At 58.4% G+C, this 21,990-nt stretch carries 22 protein-coding genes; 18 read left to right on the plus strand and 4 right to left on the minus strand.

What is annotated here, in order from left to right:
* Positions 1-76 precede the first annotated feature (76 nt).
* The 11 genes from AC2FGE_RS17240 (at position 77) to AC2FGE_RS17290 (ending at position 11,615) form a co-directional block, all read left to right on the plus strand.
* Positions 77-2,020, plus strand: coding sequence for an AMP-binding protein (locus AC2FGE_RS17240; protein ID WP_496820507.1), 1,944 nt, complete (start codon positions 77-79; stop codon positions 2,018-2,020).
* Positions 2,021-2,099: 79 nt separating this feature from the next.
* Complete coding sequence (locus AC2FGE_RS17245; RefSeq protein ID WP_496820488.1) at positions 2,100-2,918, plus strand: ABC transporter ATP-binding protein; 819 nt, start codon at positions 2,100-2,102, stop codon at positions 2,916-2,918.
* Positions 2,911-3,564, plus strand: a complete 654-nt coding sequence (locus AC2FGE_RS17250; RefSeq protein ID WP_496820489.1) for a hypothetical protein — start codon at positions 2,911-2,913, stop codon at positions 3,562-3,564. The genes AC2FGE_RS17245 and AC2FGE_RS17250 overlap by 8 nt, the downstream gene beginning before the upstream one ends.
* Positions 3,564-4,550: a branched-chain amino acid ABC transporter permease gene (locus AC2FGE_RS17255; RefSeq protein WP_496820490.1), complete on the plus strand. Its 987-nt coding sequence runs from the start codon at positions 3,564-3,566 to the stop codon at positions 4,548-4,550. The genes AC2FGE_RS17250 and AC2FGE_RS17255 overlap by 1 nt, the downstream gene beginning before the upstream one ends.
* Positions 4,551-4,552: 2 nt before the next feature.
* Positions 4,553-4,810, plus strand: a complete 258-nt coding sequence (locus AC2FGE_RS17260) for a hypothetical protein (protein WP_480550537.1) — start codon at positions 4,553-4,555, stop codon at positions 4,808-4,810.
* Between the two features lie 3 nt (positions 4,811-4,813).
* The gene (locus AC2FGE_RS17265; protein ID WP_480550539.1) at positions 4,814-5,890 is read left to right on the plus strand and encodes a branched-chain amino acid ABC transporter permease; all 1,077 of its coding nucleotides are present in this window, start codon (positions 4,814-4,816) and stop codon (positions 5,888-5,890) included.
* 75 nt (positions 5,891-5,965) lie between these two features.
* Positions 5,966-7,249: an ABC transporter substrate-binding protein gene (locus tag AC2FGE_RS17270; protein WP_480550541.1), complete on the plus strand. Its 1,284-nt coding sequence runs from the start codon at positions 5,966-5,968 to the stop codon at positions 7,247-7,249.
* A gap of 113 nt (positions 7,250-7,362) precedes the next feature.
* Positions 7,363-8,196, plus strand: coding sequence for an ABC transporter ATP-binding protein (locus AC2FGE_RS17275; protein ID WP_480550543.1), 834 nt, complete (start codon positions 7,363-7,365; stop codon positions 8,194-8,196).
* A gap of 19 nt (positions 8,197-8,215) precedes the next feature.
* Positions 8,216-9,433 carry a phenylacetate--CoA ligase family protein gene (locus tag AC2FGE_RS17280; RefSeq protein ID WP_496820508.1) on the plus strand — a complete coding sequence of 406 codons (1,218 nt, stop codon included), beginning with the start codon at positions 8,216-8,218 and terminating at the stop codon, positions 9,431-9,433.
* Positions 9,434-9,536: 103 nt separating this feature from the next.
* Entirely contained in the window at positions 9,537-11,201 is a 1,665-nt protein-coding gene (locus AC2FGE_RS17285) for an ABC transporter permease (protein ID WP_496820492.1), read from the plus strand.
* 63 nt (positions 11,202-11,264) lie between these two features.
* Positions 11,265-11,615, plus strand: a complete 351-nt coding sequence (locus AC2FGE_RS17290; protein ID WP_353009256.1) for a DUF2794 domain-containing protein — start codon at positions 11,265-11,267, stop codon at positions 11,613-11,615.
* On the opposite strand, the gene AC2FGE_RS17295 is transcribed toward AC2FGE_RS17290, so the two are convergent.
* The 3 genes from AC2FGE_RS17295 to AC2FGE_RS17305 form a co-directional block, all read right to left on the minus strand.
* Entirely contained in the window at positions 11,612-12,349 is a 738-nt protein-coding gene (locus AC2FGE_RS17295) for a C40 family peptidase (protein ID WP_496820493.1), read from the minus strand. The two genes, AC2FGE_RS17290 and AC2FGE_RS17295, sit on opposite strands and share 4 nt — an antisense overlap.
* Complete coding sequence (locus AC2FGE_RS17300) at positions 12,346-13,728, minus strand: leucyl aminopeptidase family protein (protein WP_496820494.1); 1,383 nt, start codon at positions 13,726-13,728, stop codon at positions 12,346-12,348. Before AC2FGE_RS17300 ends, AC2FGE_RS17295 begins: the two co-directional genes overlap by 4 nt.
* A gap of 63 nt (positions 13,729-13,791) precedes the next feature.
* Complete coding sequence (locus AC2FGE_RS17305) at positions 13,792-14,181, minus strand: hypothetical protein (protein ID WP_496820495.1); 390 nt, start codon at positions 14,179-14,181, stop codon at positions 13,792-13,794.
* A gap of 144 nt (positions 14,182-14,325) precedes the next feature.
* On the opposite strand from AC2FGE_RS17305, the gene AC2FGE_RS17310 reads away from it, so the two are divergent.
* Together AC2FGE_RS17310 and AC2FGE_RS17315 are read left to right on the plus strand one after the other, a co-directional pair.
* Positions 14,326-14,976, plus strand: coding sequence for a carbonic anhydrase (locus AC2FGE_RS17310; protein ID WP_496820496.1), 651 nt, complete (start codon positions 14,326-14,328; stop codon positions 14,974-14,976).
* Positions 14,977-15,083: 107 nt separating this feature from the next.
* The gene (locus AC2FGE_RS17315; protein WP_496820497.1) at positions 15,084-15,620 is read left to right on the plus strand and encodes an SRPBCC family protein; all 537 of its coding nucleotides are present in this window, start codon (positions 15,084-15,086) and stop codon (positions 15,618-15,620) included.
* A gap of 10 nt (positions 15,621-15,630) precedes the next feature.
* Here the strand turns inward: AC2FGE_RS17315 and AC2FGE_RS17320 are convergent, their stop codons facing one another.
* Positions 15,631-16,233 carry a helix-turn-helix domain-containing protein gene (locus tag AC2FGE_RS17320; RefSeq protein ID WP_496820498.1) on the minus strand — a complete coding sequence of 201 codons (603 nt, stop codon included), beginning with the start codon at positions 16,231-16,233 and terminating at the stop codon, positions 15,631-15,633.
* Between the two features lie 146 nt (positions 16,234-16,379).
* Here AC2FGE_RS17320 and glyA point away from each other — a divergent pair, with 146 nt between their 5' ends.
* The 5 genes from glyA (at position 16,380) to AC2FGE_RS17345 (ending at position 21,885) form a co-directional block, all read left to right on the plus strand.
* A complete protein-coding gene (glyA, locus tag AC2FGE_RS17325) occupies positions 16,380-17,633 on the plus strand; it encodes a serine hydroxymethyltransferase (RefSeq protein ID WP_496820499.1) in 1,254 nt (417 codons plus the stop codon).
* Between the two features lie 11 nt (positions 17,634-17,644).
* Entirely contained in the window at positions 17,645-19,027 is a 1,383-nt protein-coding gene (gene lpdA, locus AC2FGE_RS17330; RefSeq protein ID WP_496820500.1) for a dihydrolipoyl dehydrogenase, read from the plus strand.
* A gap of 15 nt (positions 19,028-19,042) precedes the next feature.
* Positions 19,043-19,987 carry a lipoyl synthase gene (lipA, locus tag AC2FGE_RS17335; RefSeq protein WP_496820501.1) on the plus strand — a complete coding sequence of 315 codons (945 nt, stop codon included), beginning with the start codon at positions 19,043-19,045 and terminating at the stop codon, positions 19,985-19,987.
* A gap of 25 nt (positions 19,988-20,012) precedes the next feature.
* A complete protein-coding gene (locus tag AC2FGE_RS17340) occupies positions 20,013-21,386 on the plus strand; it encodes an alanine/glycine:cation symporter family protein (protein WP_496820502.1) in 1,374 nt (457 codons plus the stop codon).
* A gap of 76 nt (positions 21,387-21,462) precedes the next feature.
* Positions 21,463-21,885, plus strand: coding sequence for a universal stress protein (locus AC2FGE_RS17345; protein ID WP_496820503.1), 423 nt, complete (start codon positions 21,463-21,465; stop codon positions 21,883-21,885).
* Positions 21,886-21,990 lie beyond the last annotated feature (105 nt).

A 21,990-nucleotide genomic window follows, 5' to 3' on the forward strand; every position in this document is an offset into this window, starting at 1 on the left:
GTCGTTTCCGACCTCGGGGAGGGGTCGGTTGGGGAGGAGAGAAAGATTGGCTCAGACGCAGTCGGGCGCTGAAGGGATGCAGTCTCTTCCGGCGCTGCTACACCGCAATATGACCCAGTTCGGGGATGCCCCGGCCTATCGGGAAAAGGAATTCGGGATCTGGCAATGCTGGACCTGGGCAGAAGCTGCCAAGGAGATCCGCTCCATTGCGCTAGGGTTTCTGGAGTTGGGCATTGAGAAGGGCGATCATATCGCTGTCATAGGCCGTAACCGCCCGGCGCATTACTGGTCGATGGTGGCCGCTCAGATGGTGGGCGCAGTTCCGGTGCCTTTGTATCAGGATTCAGTCGCCGAAGAGATGGCCTATGTGCTGGAACATTGCGGCGCGAAATATGTGGTCTGTGGCGATCAGGAGCAGGTCGATAAGGTCGTCGAGATTCAGGAAAACCTGCATCAGGTCAAACACATCCTCTATACCGACAAGCGCGGAATGCGGAAGTATGACCACTCCCAGATGAACGCGCTTGAGGACATCATGGCCGAGGGCAGCGCCGGTCACGCGCGGTTTGATGCCGAGTTAGACAAGCGCATTGCGGCGATCACCTATGACGACACTTGCGTTATGCTCTATACCTCGGGCACCACGGGCAAACCCAAGGGTGTGGTGCTCTCGAACCGCAATGTCATTGAAAGCGCCAAGAACTCGGCAGAGTTCGATCATCTGACTCGGAACGAAGACATTCTTTCTTATCTGCCAATGGCTTGGGTTGGGGATTTCATTTTCTCGATTGGTCAGGCCTATTGGTGCGGCTTCTGCGTGAACTGCCCGGAAAGCGCAGATACGATGATGACGGACCTGCGCGAGATAGGGCCGACCTATTTCTTCGCCCCGCCGCGCGTGTTCGAAAGCCAGCTGACCAATGTGATGATCCGGATGGAGGATGCGGGCAAGCTGAAGCGCAATATGTTCCATCACTTCATGGCGCATGCCAAGAAGGTCGGTGGCCTGTTGCTGGACGGCAAGCCGGTGGGCTTTGGCGACAAGCTGAAATACGCGCTGGGCAATATGCTGGTCTATGGGCCGCTCAAGGATACGCTGGGCTATGGCCGCTTCCGCGTGGGCTACACGGCGGGTGAGGCGATCGGGCCGGAAATATTTGATTTCTATCGCTCTTTGGGCATCAACCTGAAACAGCTTTATGGTCAGACCGAGGCGACCGTGTTCATCACGGTCCAGCCGGATGGTGAAGTGCGTGCTGATACGGTTGGTGTTCCGGCCCCGGATGTCGAGCTTAAGATCGGCGACAATGGCGAGATCTATTATCGCTCGCCCGGTGTGTTTGTTGAGTACTACAACAACCCCGATTCCACCGCCTCGACCAAGGATGCTGAAGGCTGGGTCGCCACCGGCGACGCCGGGTTCATCGAGGAAAACTCGGGTCACCTGCGGATCATCGACCGTGCCAAGGATGTGGGCAAGATGGCCGATGGGGCGATGTTCGCCCCAAAATATGTCGAGAACAAGTTGAAGTTCTATCCCGATATTCTTGAGGTCGTGCTGTTCGGCAACGGCAAGGATCGCTGCGTTGCCTTTATCAATATCGACCTGACGGCGGTCGGAAACTGGGCCGAGCGCAACAACGTGGCTTATGCGTCATACCAGGAACTGGCAGGCCATCCACGTGTGTTGGAGACGATCAAATCCCATGTGGAAGAGGTGAACAAGTCGGTCGCGGCAGATGAGATGTTGTCGGGCTGTCAGGTGCATCGTTTTGTGGTTCTGCACAAGGAGCTGGATGCTGATGATGGCGAAATGACCCGGACCCGCAAGGTGCGCCGCGGCTTTGTCGAGGACAAATTCCACGACATTATTGCCGCGCTTTATGACGGGTCCCCGAGCGTCTCGACGACAACCGAAGTGACCTATGAGGATGGGCGCAAGGGGTCGATTTCTGCGACGCTTGAGATCGTTGATGCGCCGGTTGTGCCGGTCACGCAGCACAAGGTTGCGGCGGAATGATGGGCCGTTCGAGCGCCGCTCGACCTGCGGTCATCGCCCCGCCCGCCGTCCCGTTTTCGCGTAGGTCTGGGAGAGGCTGATGCTGGATCATTCCGAAGGATATGTCACCGAAGACGGCCGTAAGATCGGCGGTGTGGTGATGGAGATGAAGAACATCACCCTGCGATTTGGCGGCGTGGTGGCGATCAAGGATATCTCGTTCGATATTCGCGAGGGTGAGATCCGCGCCATTATCGGGCCGAACGGAGCGGGTAAGTCCTCGATGCTGAACGTGATCTCGGGGTTCTATGTCCCGCAGGAAGGGGAGGTTTGGTTCCACGGCTCCAAGCGCCCTCCGATGCGGCCGTTTGAGGTAGCGCAGCAGGGGATTGCGCGGACCTTCCAGAACATCGCCTTGTTCGAAGGCATGAGCGTTCTGGACAACGTCATGACCGGGCGCCTGAGCTTTATGAAGACCAATATCCTTCAACAGGCGTGGTGGAAGGGGAAGGCCGAAGCCGAAGAGACCGAGAATCGTGAGGCGGTTGAGCGGATCATCGACTTCCTCGAGATTCAGCACATCCGCAAAACGCCGGTTTCGCGCCTGCCCTACGGGCTGAAAAAGCGGGTCGAACTGGCGCGTGCCTTGGCGGCGGAGCCAAAGCTGCTGCTTCTGGATGAACCCATGGCGGGCATGAACGTCGAAGAGAAAGAGGATATGAGCCGCTTCATCCTCGATGTGAATGACGAATTTGGCACCACCATTGCTCTGATCGAGCACGACATGGGCGTGGTGATGGACCTGAGCGATCGGGTCGTCGTGATGGATTACGGCAAGAAGATCGGCGATGGCACACCGGATGAGGTGCGCAACAACCAAGAGGTTATCGACGCCTATCTGGGGGTCAGCCATGACTAAGCTGCTCCAGCTTCTAGAATCGCATGTACTGAAGCGATTTACGACAGCGCTGTCATTGATGATACCGCCCAGCATAAGTGGTGCCGAAACTTACGCTGAGTACGCTTCGTACCAGACTGCAATCGAAGAGATTTGTGCGCCGCAAATTGAGCGTGGAGACATCTCTATTCGCGCGCTTCTTCAGAAGCTTGAGGGCCCACAATACCAGCAGTTACGTGAGGTCTTGAAATACACATTAGGAAGTGATTCTGTCCAAGATGCTGAGCTATATGCGTTCTGGTTATCGAGCGGTATAGCTCCTGTTTTTGTCGCTTCTCCCATGACGTACGAATGCCGTTTGGTCGCGTTAGATTCCAGAGGTATGAGAAGTTTCGAGGAGCTTTGGGCTCAACAATTCTTGGACGAAACTAGCACTTACCGAGGTTATCGGGCGGTACGCGGAGGCAAAGGCCTATTGCAGAAGTATCGCGATGAGTCGACAGCGTGGGCGGTTCGACCGTTCGAAGACCAGTTCATCAAAGTGACCGGATGGTATGGTGATCTACGCGGGTTCGAAAAACCTGATCTCGGAATTCTACAGATATCGATGACGAAAATCGACAAGACCGAACAAGCTTGCCGGTTGTGGCCTGAGGAGTGCAACTGATGCCTGAACAACTCGTATTTGCGATGGAGGTCATCCTCAACGGTCTGATGGCCGGGGTGCTTTATGCTCTGGTCGCGCTGGGCTTTGTGCTAATCTACAAGGCCTCGGGGATTTTCAATTATGCCCAAGGGGTTATGGCCCTGTTTGCGGCGATGACGCTGGTTGGGATCATGAAGGGTCAGGTGCCGTTTGCGCACCTGATCAACGCTACATTCGGCACGCATATCCACTACTTTGGCTGGAATGTGCCTGCGCTGTTGGCGATCATCCTGACGATGGGTGTGATGGTGTTGCTGGCCTGGGCGGTGCAGCGCTTCGTCATGCGCCATCTGGTCGGGCAGGAGCCGATCATTCTGTTCATGGCCACCATCGGGCTAGCCTATTTCCTTGAGGGCGTGGCCGATCTGATGTGGGGGTCTGAGATCAAGACGCTGGATGTGGGCCTGCCGCAAGGCATCAACCTATGGATCGACGAGACGACCTTTAACATCTTCGATTATGGCTTCTTCATCGACAACCTGGACATCGTGGCGACGATCATCGCGGCGCTACTGGTGGCAGCTCTGGTCGCGTTCAGCCAATACACCAAGCAAGGTCGCGCCATGCGCGCGGTGGCCGATGACCATCAGGCGGCGCTGTCCGTGGGAATCTCGCTGAACTTCATCTGGATCATGGTCTGGTCAGTCGCCGGGTTCGTCGCTCTGGTCGCGGGGATTATGTGGGGCACCAAGTCAGGTGTACAATTCTCGCTGTCGCTGATCGCGCTCAAGGCGCTGCCGGTGCTGATGCTGGGCGGGTTTACATCGATCCCCGGCGCGATTGTCGGCGGGCTGATCATCGGGGTGGGCGAGAAGCTGTTCGAGTTTGCCATCGGACCGCTGGTCGGCGGCGCAACCGAGAACTGGTTTGCTTACGTGCTGGCGCTGATCTTCCTCGTGTTCCGACCTCAGGGCCTGTTCGGCGAGAAGATCATCGAAAGGGTTTAGCCATGCACAAGCTGATCGCCATCATCAACGTCATCGCATGGGCCGGGTTCTGGGCGTTTGGGTATATCGCCGTTACCTCGGATGATCTGAGCGACAGTCAACTGGTCGTGGCGGCGATCCTGGCTTTTGCCGGGCTGGTCACCGGCATCATGGCTTACATGAAACTGGTCCGCGCGTCCGAGGCGAGCGGATATGCCAAAGGATCCAATCAACTGGATGCTGCTGCCCGGGGTCGGGCACAGGAACAATGGGGAAAGTGACGCATGTTCTATCGTGAGGCCGGGGATTTCAAAACCTCGTACATTGCTGACAGCCAAACCTTCCCGATCAAGTTTGACCGGTATCGCTACTATGTCGTGCTGGCGGTGGCGTTTGGCATCATTCCGTTCATCATCAATGATTACTGGGCGAACGCCTTGCTGCTGCCTTTCCTGATCTATGCGATTGCCGCGATTGGGTTGAACATTCTGGTTGGCTATTGCGGACAGGTTAGTCTGGGTACTGGCGGCTTCATGGCCGTGGGGGCCTATGCCTGCTATAAATTGATGACGGCGTTCCCCGATGTCAGCATGTTCATCCATGTTCTGCTGGCAGGTGGCATAACCGCGATTGTTGGCGTGCTGTTTGGCCTGCCTTCGCTGCGGATCAAAGGATTCTATCTTGCCGTGGCCACGCTGGCGGCGCAGTTCTTTCTGGTTTGGCTGTTCAACCGGGTGCCGTGGTTCTACAACTACTCGGCCTCGGGTCAGATCAATGCGCCAGAGCGCGATGTATTTGGCATTATCATCACCGGGCCTAATGCGCCCGCATGGGCGACATATCTGTTCTGCCTGATCTTCCTGACCGTCTGTGCAATCATTGCCCGCAACCTGACGCGAGGCACCACGGGCCGGACATGGATGGCGATCCGGGATATGGATATCGCGGCCGAGATCATTGGGGTGAACCCGCTCAAGGCGAAGCTAACTGCCTTTGCGGTCAGCTCATTCTTCGTGGGCGTGGCCGGAGCGCTGTTCTTTGCCGTCTATCTGGGTGCGGTTGAGGTCGGTGAAGTCTTTGGCATTCAGAAATCGTTCTTGGTGCTGTTTATGGTCATCATCGGTGGATTGGGTTCGATCTTCGGATCCTTTGCCGGGGCCGCGTTCCTGGTGTTGCTGCCGGTTGTTCTGAAGCTGGTTGGCGTCGATTTGCTGGGCTGGCCCACGGATATCGTGGCGCATCTCAATCTGGTGATCGTTGGTGCTTTGATCATCATGTTCCTGATCCTCGAACCGCATGGGCTGGCACAGCTGTGGCGCGTCGCGAAAGAGAAACTCAGACTCTGGCCGTTCCCGCACTAAGGGCCGGCCCAATCAAAAGACGGGCAGCTCAAGCCCGAAACCCAACATCGGACTAACCAAGGGAGGAGACACCCGATGAACAAGAAACTGGCAACTCTAGCGCTGGGCGCTGTGATGGCCGCAGGTCCGGTTATGGCCGACCTCGTGTTCCCGTCACTCAGCTATCGGACGGGACCTTATGCGGCGGGCGGTATCCCGTTTGCGGATGGCTATGCTGACTACTTTACCCTGCTGAATGAACGTGACGGTGGGATCGGCGGTGTTCCGGCCCGCGTTCTGGAATGTGAGACCGGCTATAACACCGAAAAAGGTGTGGAATGCTATGAATCCACCAAAGGCGAGGGCGCTTTGGTGTATCAGCCGCTGTCGACCGGCATCACCTATCAGCTGATCCCGAAAGTGACCGCAGATGGCATTCCGCTGCATACGATGGGTTATGGCCGGACTTCGGCCGCGAACGGCAAAGTATTCAGCCATGTGTTCAACTATCCGGCCAACTACTGGAACGGTGCGTCGGGCGCGATCAACTATCTGCTGGATCAGAATGGCGGAGATCTGGGTGGCAAGAAAATCGCTCTGGTCTATCACAACTCTGCTTATGGCAAAGAGCCAATCCGCACGCTGGAAACACTGGCCGAAAAGCATGGCTATGACCTGACCCTGCTGCCGGTGGATCATCCGGGGCAAGAGCAGAAATCTCAGTGGCTGCAAATCCGCCGTGAGAAGCCCGACTATGTGATCATGTGGGGCTGGGGCGTGATGAACCAGGTTGCCGTGCAGGAGGCTGCCAACATCCGCTTCCCGATGGAGAATTTCATCGGCGTCTGGTGGTCCGGTGCGGAATTCGATGTGCAGCCTGCGGGTGACAAAGCCACCGGTTATAAGGCGCTGACCTTCACCGGTCTGGGTGATGACTACCCTGTCTATGACGATCTGCAGAAATACGTTGTCGATTCTGGTAAAGCCGCTGGCGCGGGTGATCAGTTGGGCACGGTGCAGTATAACCGTGGTCTCTACGCCGCGATGCTGGCTGCCGAAGCGGTGAAAACTGCACAGGACATGCATGGCACTGCAGAAATCGACGCATCGATGATGCGCGATGGCATGGAAGCGCTGGAGATGACCAACGCCAAGATGGAAGCGCTGGGCATGTCTGGTTTCGGCCCCGAGTTTTCGGTCAGCTGTGAAAATCACGGCGGCCCCGGCCTTGTCGGCGTCGTTCAGTGGGATGCAGCAGCAGGCACGTGGAATTCGGTTCAGGATTTCAAACCGACCGATGCCGACGTGATCAATGCGCTGATCGAAGAAGATTCGGGCGCATACGCGGCTGAAAACAACATCTCGCAGCGCTGCGAGTAAGAAACTGAGCGCGCGCCCCGGGTTTTCCGGGGCGCCCCAGACAAACGGAGCGGCGGGTTGCTTGCCGCTCCTCACGAACCGCCCTTATTGGGCAGGCATGAGGATACGCGCTGATGCTGGATGCGGCACAAACCACTGACGTACAGGCGGAAACCCTGCTTGAGGTCAACAATATCGAGGTGATCTACAACCATGTGATCCTTGTGCTGAAAGGGGTCAGCCTGACTGTGCCCAAGGGCGGAATTACGGCTTTGCTGGGCGGCAATGGTGCGGGCAAAACCACGACACTGAAGGCGATTTCGAACCTGCTGCATTCCGAACGTGGCGAGGTGACCAAAGGCACGATCAAGTATCGCGGCCAAAGCGTGCACGAAAGCGACCCTGCCGATCTGGTTGAAAAGGGCGTTATCCAGGTGATGGAAGGCCGTCACTGTTTTGAACACCTGACAGTCGAAGAAAACCTGCTGACCGGTGCCTATACCCGCAAGGATGGAAATGCCGCGATCCAGCAGGATCTGGAACTTGTTTACAATTATTTTCCACGCCTGAAAGAGCGTCGCCGGTCGCAGGCCGGCTATACCTCGGGCGGGGAACAGCAGATGGTCGCGATGGGCCGAGCTTTGATGTCGCGACCCGAGACCATCCTGCTGGACGAACCTTCGATGGGTCTGGCTCCTCAGCTGGTCGAAGAGATTTTCGGCATTGTGAAAGACTTGAACGAGAAAGAAGGCGTATCCTTCCTGCTGGCCGAACAGAACACCAATGTGGCACTGCGCTTTGCGCATTACGGCTACATTCTGGAATCCGGTCGCGTTGTGATGGATGGTCCAGCGGCTGAGCTGCGTGAAAACCCCGATGTGAAAGAGTTCTACCTCGGCATGTCCGAGGACGGCCGCAAGAGCTTTCGTGACGTGCGGTCCTATCGCCGCCGCAAGCGGTGGTTGTGATCTGATGGAGGATATGGCGATGACCTATTTCGACACACTCGAAACGCGCTCTGCCGATCAGCGCGCCTTGGATCAGGCCGCAGCTTTGCGGGCGCAGCTTGTGCAGGTGGCCTCCGCACCCGGGTTTGCAGAGCATCTCGCCGAAATAGACACTAATAAGGTCAAATCCGCCGAAGATTTGCCCCTGTTACCGGTTCTACGCAAGTCAGACCTGACCCGCGCCCAGGCCGCCCATTCGCCATTCGGCGGGTTCACCGTGAAGCCAGCGCATCAGTTCCATCACGTGTTCCAGTCGCCGGGGCCAATCTATGAGCCCGGTAACACAGATCAGGATTGGTGGCGCATGGGTCGCTTCCTGAATGCGGTTGGTATCGGCGCGGGTGATATCGTTCAGAACTGCTTTGGCTATCATCTGACACCGGCTGGAATGATCTTTGAAAGCGGTGCACGCGCGGTTGGTGCCGCCGTCCTGCCCGCCGGAACTGGCCAGACCGAACTACAGGTCACCGCCGCGCGTGACATCGGATGCACCGCTTATGCGGGCACCCCTGACTACCTGAAGGTCATCCTGGACAAGGCCGATGCGATGGGGGTCGCGCTTAAGTTCTCCAAAGCAGCCGTGGGTGGAGGGGCACTGTTCCCGTCACTGCGTCAGGACTATGCAGATCGCGGGATTTCCTGCCTGCAATGCTATGCCACAGCAGATCTGGGCAATGTTGCCTATGAAAGCGCCGCGATGGAGGGGATGATCATCGACGAGCATGTGATCATCGAGATTGTGACCCCCGGAACTGGCATTCCTGTGTCCGTGGGTGAGGTGGGTGAGGTGGTCGTGACCTCTTTGAACCCCGACTATCCCTTGATCCGCTTTGCCACTGGGGATCTGTCGGCCCTGATGCCGGGTGTCTCGCCCTGTGGACGGACCAATATGCGGATCAAAGGCTGGATGGGCCGTGCCGATCAGACCACCAAGATCAAGGGGATGTTTGTTCGCCCTGAACAGGTCGCCGCTTTGGTCGAAAAGCATGACGAGATCGTCAAGGCCCGCGTAATCGCTGCTCGGCAGGGAGAGATGGACACCATGACCGTTCAGATTGAAAGCCCCGGCGGCGATGACATGGCCTATGCCAAATCAGTGGCCGAAGTGCTGAAGCTGAAAGGCGCGATCGAGGTGGTCGCCCCCGGTTCCCTTCCGAAAGACGGCTTGGTGATCGAGGATCAGCGGGTTTATGAGTAAGGTCTGCGGCAGTTTGTGCCGCAGAATTGTAACCCACACACTGGCGTTTCCGAGCGTTTTGGTCGATTAAAGGCGAAGTCTTCGGCATCTACGCAGCAAGGCAATGGCTCAGATCGACTATTCTGAAAACGGATCGCGAAACCGCGGCGTGCGCGGGACCCGGCTATTGGCCGGGCTGGCCTATGTCGTGGCTGGTGCGTGCCTGTTGCCGATGATCGCGGTTGTTCTGGCTGCGCTGACCGGTGGCACCGATGCAATAGCGCATTTGGCCGAGACCGTGTTGCCCAGGTACACAGTCACCACGATTATTCTGGTCATATTGGTGGCCATCGGCACATTCTGTATCGGAACCGGCGCCGCCTGGCTGGTGACAATGACTCGGTTTCCCGGTGTACGATTGCTGGAAATCGCGCTGGTATTGCCCCTGGCTTTCCCGGCCTATGTTCTGGCCTATGCTTATACCTTTGTTCTGGACCATCCAGGCATTGTGCAGGCTACCCTGCGCGATGTGATGGGGTGGGGCCCGCGCGATTACTGGTTCCCCGAGATCCGCTCGACCGAGGGTGCGGCGGCGATGCTGATCCTTGTACTTTATCCTTATGTCTACCTGCTGGCCCGCGCCGCGTTTCTGCAGCAAAGCGCAACGGCGTTTCTGGCGGCGCGCGCCCTGGGGAACAATCCGTGGCTGGCGTTTCGGCGTGTGTCGTTGCCCATGGCGCGCCCGGCGATTGCAGGTGGGGTGCTGCTGGCAATCATGGAGACCATCGCGGATTTTGGAACCGTCTCATATTTTGGCGTTCAGACTTTTGCGACCGGCATTTACACGAGCTGGTTTTCGCTGGGTGATCGCGCTGGGGCCGCGCAACTGGCGCTGTGTTTGCTGGGGTTTGCCTTGATGCTGGCCGTGGCCGAACGGACGTTGCGCGGGAATGCAAAATATCATCAAAGCGGTAAACACCATGTGGCGCACCCTGCCGCGCATCTGACTGGGTGGCGCGCCCTTGGGGCGTTTCTTCTTTGCGCCGTGCCTGTCCTGTTTGGGTTCGTGTTTCCGGTTCTCATTCTGGTCGACATGGGATTGGAGTCTGAACAGAACCTGCTGTCGGACCGGTACCTTGGGTTTATCCAGAACTCTCTGATCCTGGCGGGTACGGCGGCTCTGGTCACTGTTGCGGCGGCGGTCAGCGTCGGGTTCTTTCAGCGCCTAAGGCCCGGGCGTGCCTCGACCAGCGCGGCGTATCTGGCGCGGCTGGGTTATGCGGTGCCCGGAGGCGTGATCGCGGTAGGGTTGCTTGTGCCCTTCGCTGCGTTTGACAACGCGCTGGACGCATGGATGCGCCAGACGTTTGATATCTCGACCGGCTTGTTGGTTACGGGGTCTATCTGGCTGTTGGTCGCGGCCTATATGGTGCGGTTTTTGGCTGCAGCATTGGGCGCGTATGAAGGCGGGCAGAGCACGGTTCACGCGAATATGGATGCTGCTGCCCGGTCTTTGGGCCAAACGCCTTTGGGCACATTGCGGCGGGTCCATCTGCCCATCCTGACACCATCGCTGCTGACCGCGTTGCTGATCGTCTTCGTCGACGTGATGAAAGAGCTGCCCGCGACCCTGATCATGCGCCCGTTCAACTTTGATACACTGGCTGTGCAGGCTTACCGCTTGGCCTCGGACGAACGGCTCGAAGGGGCCGCCGTGCCTTCGTTGGTCATACTGGCTGTTGGATTGTTGCCGGTGGTCCTGATCTGTCGGCAGATCGGGCGGCGGTAAGGAAATACAGCGCTGATGTGCATCGGGCTTGATTCGGGCGCGATTTCCGGCAAGGCTTGAGATATGAATATGCAGCCTCCCAGCCGGTTCTCTGCAAACTCGGCCCAGATGCCCGTCGCGTTCGACCGGCGCGAGATGTCCCATATCCTGTCTGTCTACGGTCGGATGGTCGCCGCCGGAGAATGGCGTGACTACGGAATATCCAACCTGCGTGACACGGCAATCTTCTCGATCTTCCGGCGTACAGCCGAACACCCGATCTACCGCATCGAAAAACACCCGCGCCTGCGGCAGAAGCAAGGGATGTATTCTGTCGTTGGCATGGACGGCCGCATCCTGAAACGCGGCCACGACCTGCGCACGGTGTTGCGCGTGTTGGAGCGTAAGCTGATCCGTTCTGTTTCCCCGGACTAGAGCCGTTTATGGGCGGTCACAGGCCCGTCACCTTGCGCCTGAATGCGCGCAATCGCCTGATCCATTGGCTCATAGGCCACCGCCATGTGATGCGCATTCGCATGCAGCAGCATGTTAGGCCCTGATACCCACGCCACATGACCCTTCCAGAACAACAGATCACCGCGCACGGGTTCGGACCCTTCTGGCAGAGCGGTGCCTACCGCCCGCTCCTGATCCCCGCTGTCGCCGGGGCAGGTGATGCCACAGGCCAGAAGCCCCGCCTGAACCAGACCGGAACAGTCGATCCCGAACCGGCTGTTGCCCCCCCACAGGTAAGGCGTGCCCAGAAACAGCTCTGCCACGGCCACTGGATCGGTTTGCATCTCAGCGATTGGGGTGGTGTGCGCTACGGGTATGAAGCCCAGCTCGGTTTCTACGAACGTCCCGGTTTCTGATAGGGCTTGCACCGTGCTGCCGAAACTCAGCGAGGTCAAATCGCGCGTCTTCATATCCGCTTGTTCATAAGCATGTGTTGCGGGGGCTGTGATCTTATGGGTTTGCGGGATATCCGGGCCGAGATGCGTTGAGCGGACCCAGCCGGAATAGCCGTCCTTGTCAGCGGTTATCCGGCTCCACTCGTTTTTATTGGCCGTAACCTCGACCGTGTCGCCGTACAGCAATTGACGATCGCGTGGACCACCTGGCTGATGTAACAGGTCAACCACAGGCTTGATGGTACGCAGCCGGGTCACAGGCCCAAAACCTCCGGCAAAGCGCCCAGGATGGCGCGGGGGCCTTGGCCCAGCCCACCTTTGCTACGCCCAGGCGACTTGCTGGGCTGCCACGCATAGATGTCGAAATGCATATATGGGCTGTTCTCGATAAAGCGGCGCAGGAACAGGGCAGCGGTGATGGACCCCGCGAACCCGCCCGAAGGTGCATTGTCCAGATCGGCGATACCTGGTTCGATCATAGCCTCATAAGGCGTGTGGAAGGGCATCCGCCAGACCGGATCAGCGGACCGTTGTGCGGCGTCCGACAGTAAGGCTGCGGTCTGATTGTCATCCGTATAGAACGGCGCCAGATCGGGGCCCAAAGCCACGCGCGCTGCACCCGTCAGGGTGGCCATCGAGATCACCAGATCGGGGTTACCCTCATCCGCCAGAGCCAGTGCATCCGCCAGCACCAGCCGCCCCTCGGCATCGGTATTGTTGATCTCAACCGTAAGCCCCTTGCGCGAGGTCAGGATGTCTCCGGGTCGGAAGGCATTGCCCGCCACCGCATTCTCGACTGCCGGGATCAGAACGCGCAATTGCAGCGGCAGGTTCAGCGCCATGATCATCCGGGCAAGACCCAAGACATTGGCCGCGCCGCCCATATCCTTTTTCATCAAACCCATCGAGGCACCGGGTTTCAGGTTCAGCCCACCCGTGTCAAAGCACACCCCCTTGCCGACAAGCGTTAGTTTTGGCCCAGCCGATCCCCAGTTCATCTCGATCAATCGAGGGGCCTGATCCGCTGCGCGCCCGACGGTGTGGATCATCGGAAAGTTCTGTTCCAACAGCGCATCACCCAGGATGGTCTTGCAGGATGCGCTAAATTCTTCCGCCAGTGCCTTGGTGACCTGCTCTAATTGTGCTGGCCCCATATCCGAGGCGGGCGTGTTGACCAGATCTCGGGTCAGTGCCTCGGCATTGGCCATTGCTTCGATGCGTGCAGCATCGACACCATCCGGCACGATCAACCGTGCCTTGGCGGCGGATTGGCTTGCGTAGCGGTCGAATGTGTATCCGGTGAGCAGCCAGCCCAGACATTCCATTTCAGCCCGGTTCGCATCAAGGCCCGATGTAATCCGATAGGTGCCTTCGGGCAGTGCCTCGGCTGCGGCAGCCAAGGGAAAGCGTTTGCGGGCGCGTTTCGCCTCGGTTCCATAACCTGCCAGTGCACAGGTGGTACCGCCACCATCGCCGGGCACCAACAGCGTTTGACCCAGTGCAGCGGTGAACCCGTTTGCCGCGACCCAGTGGCCTATATGTTCAGGCTGATCCGCCAGCCACGCGTCCAGTTCGGATTGGGCGATGACATGAAGCGGGACAAAGGGATTGGTCGGTTCGGCAAAGCTTAGGGGCATGGACGTCTCGGTTGTTTGACTTTGCGCCCAGACTAGCCACCCGCGATCCGCCTGCAACCCCCGTTAGAGGGACAAGTCCTGCTGATCCCAAATCGCCGTCAATGACCGTTCGCCGATGCGGATCAGCCGCCCCAGCGTCGCCCCGGCGGCAACCGCATCGCCAGCATCAACCGACTGTGCAACATCACCGGCAACCCTTGCCAGCGCCGTCATCCCGATCTGATCGGCAATCGCCACCAGCGATTTCGAGCATTTGCGCAGATTGTCCCAATCGCGTTTCCGCCAGAACCGTTCGCAATTCGACAGGCGCACGGCCAGTTCCTCGACCGTGCGGCACAGGACGTCCAGTGCGTTCTTGTCGCCCAATTGCCGGTACAGGCCGCTCAACCTGTCCGGGTCCAGCCGTACCGTTTCTGTATGTTCAAGCGTGAGTATCTTTTCCACCACATTCACCCTAGTTCAGTCGCCCCCACGGCGTAGACCAGATGTTTGTCGGGAATTCCTTTGCAAAACCTTGCCCCGGCACAGAAAAACTATTCGAATTTTCCGATAACCCGCACTATACCGGCTTCAAATGAAAAGAATTGGGGCTTTAGTATGGACCTCGCCAAACCACTACCGGCGTATCTGATCAAGCGTTACCACGGTTGGAAATCTACCACATACGCCGAAAACCAGGCCTGGTATCGCCGCCTTGCCAACGAAGGGCAGCGCCCGCGTGCGATGGTGATTTCCTGCTGTGACAGCCGGGTTCACGTGACTTCGATTTTTGGTGCGGATCAGGGTGAGTTTTTCATTCACCGCAATATCGCCAATCTTGTGCCGCCCTATGCGCCCGACGGCGATCACCATGGTACCAGTGCAGCGATTGAATACGCGGTCACGGCCCTGAAGGTGGCGCATCTGATCGTACTTGGACATTCGCAATGCGGTGGTGTTCAGGGCTGCATCGACATGTGCAAAGGCAAGGCGCCGCATTTGGAGGCGAAAGAGAGCTTTGTTGGTCGCTGGATGGATATTCTGAAGTCGAAATACGATCTGGTTGCGGATGTCGAAGATAGCGAAGAACAGGCGCGGCAGTTCGAACAGCAGGCGGTTGTCGCGTCGCTGGAGAACCTGATGACTTTCCCCTTTGTGTCTACTGCGGTTGAAGATGGCTCGATCAGCTTGCATGGGCTATGGACAGATATCGGGGAAGGCGGCCTGCAGTGCTATGACCCGAATGAAAAGAGATTCCTGACGATTTAGTCGATCTTGGCGTGGGCAGATTTGAAATGGCTCGGATCAGGCCTCTGATTCCGAGCCATTTTTTGGTATGGTCCGGCTACATTGTTTTTTGGAATCGGACTGGACCCATGAGATTTGTCAAACGTCTTATTGTCTTTTTGCTTGTGATTGTCGTGGCGCTGGTGGGCATCTCTTATCTGCTGCCTGGAAAGGCCGAGGTGTCTCGATCAATCACCATCGACGCCCCGGCTGAGGCAATCTTTCCTTTCGTGAACTCCATGCAAGAGACCGAACAATGGTCCCCTTGGCTGCATCGTGATCCCGACACCAAACTGTCCTACGCAGGTCCGGAGGCAGGAGTTGGCAACACCCTGAACTGGAGTTCGGACCACCCGCAGGTTGGCACCGGTTCGCAGGAGATTATCGAAAGCATCGAAATCCAAACCGTCCGTACTGCGCTTGATTTCGGCCCGATGGGCACGGCGATGGCTGCGTTTGTGCTGCAGCCCCAGGGCGGCCAGACTCAGGTTACCTGGGGTTTTGAATCCGATCTGGGCCTGAATCCCATGACGCGCTGGATGGGCCTGATGATGGACAATTGGGTCGGTGGAGACTACGAGCGGGGCTTGTCCAACCTGAAGGCACTGGTTGAATCACAGGGGTGATCCGGGCGGCTTACTCCAAAGACACCCACAAAACGCGCGCATCTTCTTCGCTGGTCGAGATACAGCCATGCCCCATGCCGCTGTCGTAATACAGTGAATCCCCGGCTTTCATCGGCAGGGGACGATAGTGTTCGGACACAAAGGTCAGCTCTCCGCTGATGACATACAGGAACTCTTCCCCGCTGTGTCTGATCCAGTTTTCGAATTCGGAAACGTCACGGGCCTTGATGGTCGCGATATAGGGCAGCATGCGTTTGCTGGTTAGTTCCGGGCACAACAGCTCGTGCAGATAGGTGGGGGTGTCCCGCATCTCACCTTCGCCCTTTGGGGTGAAATCGCGCCGACCCGCGATCCCTGTCTGGCCTGATTGCAGGAAAAGCTGCGGGGTGCTCATGTCCAAGGCCTGTGTCAGTCGTCGCACAATGTCAAAGCTGGGCCTTGTTTGGTTGTTTTCGATCTTGGACAGCGTCGATCGACCGATTCCCGCAGCGCGCCCGGCTTCCTCCAGCGTCCACCCTTTGGCGCGGCGTGCGTCCCGGATCGAGCGCCCCAAGGCGGCGCCTTCATCCTCTTCATCCGGCCCGACGGCGTCGTTCAGGCTGTCATCGACCATGGAAATCCCCCCGATTTTCCGCAGGTTACCGATTTCCACCTGCTGACACAACTTTACAATCCGAGATTTCTGTTGCTTTTGCCCATATAATTCCCCTATAGGAAACAAAGTTTCGTACTTGGGAATAGAGCATGAGGGAGGAAATCATGTTCAAAACGTCACTCACGGATGCTGATCCGGTCATTGCCGCGTCGATTGATCGCGAGGGCGAGCGCCAGGCTCAGCAGATTGAGCTTATTGCGTCCGAGAACATTGTCTCGCAGGCCGTGATCGACGCGCAGGGTTCCGTACTGACGAACAAATATGCCGAAGGCTATCCCGGTCGTCGTTACTATGGCGGGTGCGAATATGTGGATGAGGTCGAGGTCGAGGCGATCGAGCGGCTCAAGAAGCTGTTCGGTTGCGAACATGCCAATGTCCAGCCGCATTCCGGTGCGCAGGCAAACGGCGCTGTAAAGCTGGCGCTGCTCAGCCCCGGTGACACGATCCTGGGCATGTCCCTGGATGCGGGCGGGCACCTGACCCATGGCGCAAAGCCCGCGCAATCGGGCAAGTGGTTTCACCCGGTTCAATACGGCCTGACCGATGCGGGGCTGATCGATTATGATCAGGTCGAAGCACTGGCCAAAGCAGAGAAGCCGAAGCTTATCATCGCGGGTGCGTCGGCCTATTCGCAAAAGATCGATTTCGCGCGGTTCCGCGCCATCGCGGATGAGGTAGGGGCCTGGCTGTTGGCTGACATGGCCCATATCGCGGGTCTGGTTGCGACCGGGTTGCATCCTTCACCGGTTGGTCACGCACATGTCGTGACGTCGACCACGCACAAAACCCTACGCGGTCCGCGCGGCGGGATCATCCTGACGAATGACGAAGCGCTGGCAAAAAAGATCAACTCGGCGGTGTTTCCCGGTCTTCAGGGCGGTCCGCTGATGCATGTGATTGCCGGTAAGGCCGTCGCATTCGGAGAGGCGCTGAAACCTGAATTCAAGGATTACATGCAGCGCGTCGTCGACAGCGCGGCAGCGCTGGCCAATGTGATGATGGCACGGGGATGTGACATTGTTTCAGGCGGCACCGAAAACCATCTGATGCTGGTCGACCTGAGGCCGCTTGGCGTGACCGGAAAAGACGCTGAAGCCGCGTTGGAACGTGCCGGTTTCACCTGCAACAAGAACAGCGTACCGGGCGATCCGGAAAAACCGACAATCACCAGCGGTATCCGTTTGGGAACGGCAGCCGGGTGCAGCCGCGGGTTTGGCCCGGACGAGTTCACCCGGATCGGCCACCTGATCGGCGACGTTCTGGATGCCCTGCGTGAGACGCCCGAAGGCAACGCCGCTGTCGAGACCGAGACCCGCGAAAAAGTCCGCGCCCTGTGCGCCAACCATCCAATTTACTGAAAGAAGACCCAATGAGCACCTATGACCTCATCATCATCGGGGGTGGTCCCGGCGGATATGTCGCTGCGATCCGCGCGGCTCAGTTGGGTTTGAAAGTGGCCTGTGTCGAAGGGCGTGGTGCCCTTGGCGGGACCTGTCTGAATGTGGGGTGCATACCCTCCAAAGCGCTGCTGACCTCCTCGGCCAAATATGCCGAGCTTGCACATCTCTCCTCCCATGGCATTGAGGTCGAGGGGGCCAGCGTTGATCTGGGCGCGATGATGGGCCGAAAGGACAAGATCGTTGGCGATCTGACCAAGGGCATCGGATTTCTGTTCAAGAAAAACGGCGTTGATCTGATTGAAGGCTGGGCCAGCATTCCCGCCGCGGGACAGGTCAAGGTAGGCGACGACATCCATACGGCCCGGAACATCCTGATTGCCACCGGGTCCGAGCCCACGCCGCTGCCGGGGATCGAGATTGACGAGCAGGATATCCTCAGTTCAACCGGCGCAATTGCGCTGGAGACTGTGCCGGACCATCTGGTGGTGATTGGCGCGGGCGTAATCGGGCTGGAACTGGGTCAGGTCTGGGCGCGTCTGGGTGCCAAGGTCACTGTTGTTGAATATCTGGACCGGGTTCTGCCCGGAATTGATGGCGAGATTGCCAAGCTGGCGCAGCGGGCGCTGTCCAAGCGCGGGCTGAAATTCCAGTTGGGTCGCGCGTTGAAGTCGGTCGACAAAAGTGATGTGGGCCTGAGCTTGACCGTCGACCGCGTCGGCAAGGACAAGGAAGAGGTGATCGAGGCTGACAAGGTCCTGATTGCTGTTGGGCGGCGTCCCGTAACGCGCGGGCTTGGTCTGGATGACCTTGGCGTCGCGGTGAACCCGCGCGGCTTCATCGAGGTTGATGGCCATTTCCAGACCTCGGTCCCCGGCATCTATGCCATTGGCGATTGTGTGCCTGGTCCGATGCTGGCGCATAAGGCGGAAGAAGACGGCGTGGCCTGTGTGGAAATGCTGGCCGGGCAGGGTGGCCATGTGGATTACAACACCGTGCCGGGCGTGGTCTACACCGACCCCGAGGTCGCCTCGGTTGGTTTGACCGAAGAGGCGCTGAAAGAAGCCGGCACGGAATACGCGGTGGGAAAGTTTGCTTTCATGGCGAACTCGCGTGCGCGGTCGACCGGTGAAACCGATGGTGCGGTCAAGGTTTTGGCGGACCCCAGCGGAAAAATCCTGGGCGCGCATATCTGCGGGGCCCATGGTGGTGATCTGATCGCCGAACTGGTTCTGGCCATGACCAAAGGCGCAACAGTCGCCGAGGTCGCAGCCACCTGTCATGCGCACCCGGCCATGGGCGAGGCGGTCAAAGAGGCCTGCCTTGACGCCATGGGCCGTGCGATCCACGCGTAAGGGAAGACCGGCCAGATGACCATCCAGCTTCGCCCCCGACATCCGGAAAAAGCCAAAAAGGCAGACAGCGTTATCCCGCGCAAGCCCAAGTGGATTCGTAAGAAAAAGGGCGATAGCGCCGAGTATTACGAAACCCGCCGCCTGATGCGCGAGCACAGCCTGGCAACGGTCTGTGAAGAGGCCGCCTGCCCCAATATCGGCGAGTGCTGGTCCAAACGTCACGCCACCATGATGATTATGGGTGAGGTCTGCACCCGTGGCTGTTCCTTCTGCAATGTTGCCACTGGTCGCCCCGATGCGCTGGACGCGTTTGAACCGGGCCGGGTTGCCGCTGCTGTCAAGAAGCTGGGCCTGCGTCATGTGGTGATCACCTCAGTCGACCGTGATGATCTGGCTGATGGCGGCGCTGAACATATTGCCCAAACCATCCGTGCTGTGCGGCACCAGAATCCTGGCACGACGGTAGAAGTTCTGACCCCCGACTTTCTGGGCAAAGGGGACGCGGCCGATCTGGTCTTTGCGGCCGCCCCCGACGTATTCAACCACAACCTGGAAACGGTACCGCACCTGTATCCAACGGTCCGGCCCGGCGCGCGCTATTACACGTCGCTGCGCCTGCTGGACGATGCCAAACGCGCAAATCCCGAGATTTTCACCAAGTCCGGCCTGATGGTCGGTTTGGGTGAATCCCTGGACGATGTGCGGCAGGTCATGGATGACCTGCGCGCGGCCAATGTCGATTTTCTGACGGTCGGTCAATATCTGCAACCGACCCCGAAACATCACCCGATTGACCGGTTCTGGACACCGGAGGAGTTCGCCCAACTGGAGCAGGTCGCTCGATCCAAGGGCTTTTTGCACGTGTCGGCCACGCCGCTGACCCGTTCGTCGTTCCATGCGGACAAAGACTTTGCCGCCCTCAAGCAGGCCCGCCAGCGGGCTATCGCCAAAGGGGCATAACGAAAACGCAATTGGGAGGGAATCCATGGAAGCGTTGAATTCAATCGTAGGGGCCATCAATGGCGTCGTGTGGGGGCCGCTGATGCTGGTTCTCATTCTTGGCGTCGGCTTCTTCCTGCAGGTGGGGCTGAAGTTCATGCCGATCCTGCGCATTGGCACGGGCTTCAGCCTGCTGTTCAAAGGCCGCGAAGGTCAGGGCGAAGGGCAGATCAGTCCGTTCAACGCGCTGATGACCTCGCTGTCGGCGACCATCGGTACGGGGAACATCGCCGGTGTGGCCACTGCTGTCTTCCTGGGCGGTCCGGGTGCCTTGTTCTGGATGTGGATGACCGCCCTGGTGGGCATGGCCACCAAATATGCCGAAGCTGTTCTGGCGGTGAAGTACCGCGAGAAGGATGAGCTGGGCAACTATGTTGGCGGCCCGATGTACTACATCAAGAACGGTCTTGGCGCGAAATGGGCCTGGCTGGGCGTAGCCTTTGCCTTGTTTGGCGCCGTTGCGGCCTTTGGCATCGGCAACGGTGTGCAGGCCAATGGTGTGGCGCAGGTTCTGGAAGCCAACTTTGGCCTGAACACCTCGATCACCGGTGTTGTCCTGATGGTCCTGACCGCTGCCGTGATCCTGGGTGGCATCACCCGTATCGGTGCGGTTGCTGGTAAGCTGGTTCCGTTCATGGCCATCGCATACATCGTCGCAGGCCTGCTGGTTCTGCTGATCAACATCGGCAATATCGGCTCTGCCTTGTCGCTGGTCTTCACCCACGCCTTCACCCCGTCCGCCGCCGAAGGTGGCTTTGCCGGTGCAGCCGTCTGGGCCGCGATCCGCTTTGGTGTGGCCCGTGGTGTGTTCTCGAACGAAGCCGGTCTGGGTTCCGCTCCGATCGCACATGCCGCAGCCGAGACCAAAGGTCCGGTCAATCAGGGCCTGATCGCGATGCTGGGTACGTTCATCGACACCATCATCGTTTGTTCGATCACTGGTCTGGCAATCATCGCGTCAGGTGCCTGGACATCGGGTGAATCCGGCGCCGCGCTGACCTCGGCCGCGTTCGAATTGTCGCTGCCAGGCATCGGTGGGTATCTGATCGCCATCGCTCTGTCGATCTTTGCCTTCACCACCATCCTGGGCTGGTCCTTCTACGGCGAGAAATGCGTCGAGTTCCTGCTGGGTGTCAAATCGCTGTTGCCCTACCGCGTCCTGTGGATCGTCATGATCTATTTTGGCGCAACTGCGGATCTGGGCTTTATCTGGCTGCTGGCGGACACGCTGAACGCCATGATGGCCATCCCGAACCTGATTGCCCTGGCGCTGCTGAGCCCGATCGTCTTCAAACTGACGAAAGAGTTCTTTGCCTCAGGTGGCAAGTCCGAAGAGCCGGGCGCAACACCTGCCGAGTAATCTCGGATGAAATGACGGGGGGCCAACCCGGCCCCTCGGCTTCGAAACAGTATTCCATATCTCGAGGAGAGACGTGATGGCGACGAAAATCCTGCTGCCAATAGATCACACTGATGATCGGTCGTGGAAAAATGCCCTGCCGCTGGCGCAGGAACAGGCGAAGTTCTACGGTGCCGAACTGCACGCGGTCGCTGTCATCCCCGAGATCATCCAGTTGCCGAACCTGCCCGCCAACTACGGCGCTGGCGCGAAAGAGCATGTCCGCAACGCGGTTCAGGCGATCCTGGATCAGGGCGATGCCTCCGATGTGGCGATCCATGTTGAAGAAGGCAGCGTTTACCGCGAAATCCTGAAACTCGCCTATAAGGACGGTTTTGACCTGATTATCATGGCCTCCACCAAGGGCGACTTCCCGAATTATGAGATCGGCCCGAACCTGGCCCGTGTCGTGCGCAACGCGCATTGCACCGTGATGGTCGTTCGCGACCAGTCCCGCTAATCGAAAGGTTGGAATTATGTCCGAACTAAAACGCACCCCTCTTTATTCTCTTCACGTTGGTTTGGGAGGAAAGTTGGTTGATTTTGCGGGATGGGAGATGCCTGT

This window comes from Ruegeria sp. YTSA075 (assembly GCF_059610245.1).